Here is a 2,712-nt window from a genome sequence, read left to right as displayed (position 1 = left end):
TGGTCAACTACCTAATTTTCAGGGAAAAAGTACCTGAATTTTCCCCCTGATCACTCCCATGCCTGGTACTTTTTGATTGACAAAAAGTCTAAAAGTCTTACCCAACAAGGTTTTTAGATTTATTCAGCAAACCCTAGTTAGAATACCCAATTATCTAGAGAAAATTTCAATTTTTCTAGGCACTATTTTTTCCTGACTCCAGGAAACCGGCGATCAAATGCTTCTGACGGGCGTGATTTTCCCGTATAATTAGGAGTTTGCACAGTGACAAAAGAAGTTAAGGAGCGATTTCGATGGCACGAATGTACTATGATGAGGATGCCAATTTAGATTTATTAGCGGGAAAAACGATCGCTATTATTGGTTATGGTTCCCAAGGTCATGCCCACGCATTAAATCTCAAGGATAGTGGCGTTAATGTGATTGTTGGTCTATATCCCGGCAGTAAATCGGCAATCAAAGCCAAAGAAGCCGGTATTCCGGTTTATGATGTGGCCGAAGCCGCTAAAATTGCCGACTGGATCATGATCCTCTTACCGGATGAAGTGCAGAAAACGATTTATCTCAACGAAATTGCCCCGAATTTAAGCGCAGGCAAGGTGTTATCTTTTGCCCACGGCTTTAATATTCATTTTGGTCAAGTGGTTCCCCCGGATAATGTCGATGTGGTTATGGTCGCACCCAAAGGACCGGGCCATCTCGTCCGTCGTACCTACGAACAAGGTCAAGGAGTCCCCTGTTTATTCGCCGTCTATCAAGATGCTACCGGCCAAGCACGCGAGCGGGCGATGGCCTACGCTAAAGGTATCGGTGGCACTCGGGCTGGGGTTTTGGAAACCACTTTCCGCGAGGAAACAGAAACCGACCTTTTTGGCGAACAGGCAGTATTATGCGGCGGTTTAAGTGCTTTAATTAAAGCTGGCTTTGAAACCCTCGTGGAAGCTGGTTATCAGCCCGAATTAGCCTATTTTGAGTGTTTACACGAGGTAAAACTGATCGTCGATCTGATCGTCGAGGGCGGTTTAGCCAAAATGCGCGATAGTATTTCCAATACAGCCGAGTACGGTGACTACACTCGCGGTCCGCGGGTGGTGACGGAAGCGACTAAGGCCGAAATGCGGAAAATCCTCGGGGAAATTCAATCGGGACAATTCGCCAGAGAGTTTGTCCTCGAAAATCAAGCAGGTAAACCGGGGTTCACCGCTATGCGTCGTCAAGAGGCAGAACATTCGATCGAAGAAGTCGGCCAAGATCTACGAGCGATGATGAGTTGGCTAAAACGCTAGTTCTCTTTTTTTCCTGCGGGGTTGGACGCAACGGGGCAATTCTTGCCTTTGCGTCCGTCCCGACACCCGACCCCCCAAAAGGAAAACTTCCTACTTAGGAGCTGCTGAATAAATCTAAAAACCTTGTTGGGTAAGACTTTTAGACTTTTTGTCAATCAAAAAGTACCAGGCATGGGAGTGATCAGGGGGAAAATTCAGTGACTTTTTCCCTGAAAATTAGGTAATTGACCCCCTCAAAATGGTTAAAACCCTACACCCCACACCCCACACCCCAACCCCCAACCCCCAACCCCCAACCCCCACCGAAAAACTTTTTCAGCAGACCCTGCTTAGTAGATCGCCTCTCTTGATTTAACCAGACCGATCGCCCGTAAACCGGCAATCACACCACAACCGATCACCATACCGACGAGGGAACGAATCAGATTTTCTACAGGAATGATCGGAATTAAAGCGATCCAGACTTCTTCGGGCCAGTTAAAAATCGAGTAGGTAATGGCGACGGCCCCTAAATGGGAGAGGCCGCTGGCGGTCCAAGTCCCGCCAAAAATTCCCGCCGCTACTAGGGCTAAATTGCTACCTTTGATCCAATGGGTAAAAAGAGTCCGGGTTGGTAGGATAAATAATACCAAAGCTGACCAATCGACGAAAGCCCCAGCGATAAAGATTCGTGGCGAAATGCCGTTCAGTCCGATCGCCCGGTTAGCGTAGATAAACAGGGGAATCAGAAAAATTAATGTTAATCCTAACCACCAATAACGGCGTTTTTTGCCTAAAACCATCGTTCCCGCCACAAAACTGGATATAATTGCCCCAAAGACCGAAATAGCGGGAATTCCTGCCGTGTAGGGGGCAAGGAAAGCCCCAATTAAGGACCCAATGCCACTAGCGATCGCTCCAGCGCTCGGGCCGAGTAACCAACCCAAGAGGGGAAAAACCGCTTGACTGAGGGGCATACTACCGCCGGAAGCGAGGACAATGGAGAAGGGAATAAAAGAAAGGGTAGTGACAATGGCCGCTAAGACGACAATATAGGCGATCGGCGCACCATCAATGGCGGCACTACTGACAGCTTCCACTTCGCGTTCTTCGCCTTCGGGGATAATATCTAGGGTCATCGAAAATTTTGGGTCTGAAACCCCGTCGTTCTACGACGGCTTTACCGTTAAATACTAGCGCATTTACACGATATATGCTAAAATGTGAGACATGGAAAAAGCCTATTCTTACCGATTTTACCCCACACTCGAACAAGAGTCGCTATTGCGGCGCACTTTGGGCTGTGTAAGATTAGTTTACAACAAAGCTCTCCACGAACGAACACAAGCATGGCACGAAAAGCAAGAAAGAGTAGGATATGCTCAAACTTCTTCAATGATAACTGATTGGAAAAAACAAGAAGAATTAGACTTTTTAAACGCAGTTA

General features: G+C 47.2%; 3 protein-coding genes. 2 read left to right on the top strand and 1 reads right to left on the bottom strand.

Going from position 1 to position 2,712, the window contains the following annotated elements:
- The first annotated feature begins 293 nt into the window (after positions 1-293).
- On the top strand, positions 294-1,286 hold the full coding sequence (gene ilvC, locus IM319_RS02140; RefSeq protein WP_286825532.1) for a ketol-acid reductoisomerase: 993 nt from the start codon (positions 294-296) through the stop codon (positions 1,284-1,286).
- 329 nt (positions 1,287-1,615) lie between these two features.
- Here ilvC and IM319_RS02135 read toward each other — a convergent pair whose 3' ends face one another.
- The gene (locus tag IM319_RS02135) at positions 1,616-2,404 is read right to left on the bottom strand and encodes an ECF transporter S component (RefSeq protein WP_287734443.1); all 789 of its coding nucleotides are present in this window, start codon (positions 2,402-2,404) and stop codon (positions 1,616-1,618) included.
- A gap of 91 nt (positions 2,405-2,495) precedes the next feature.
- On the opposite strand from IM319_RS02135, the gene IM319_RS02130 reads away from it, so the two are divergent.
- Positions 2,496-2,712: helix-turn-helix domain-containing protein (locus IM319_RS02130; protein WP_287734442.1), on the top strand; the 217-nt coding region annotated here is incomplete at its 3' end.

The organism is Microcystis sp. M113S1 (genome assembly GCF_020246945.1).
Lineage (GTDB): Bacteria > Cyanobacteriota > Cyanobacteriia > Cyanobacteriales > Microcystaceae > Microcystis.
This window is presented reverse-complemented; position numbering and strand designations above follow the sequence as displayed.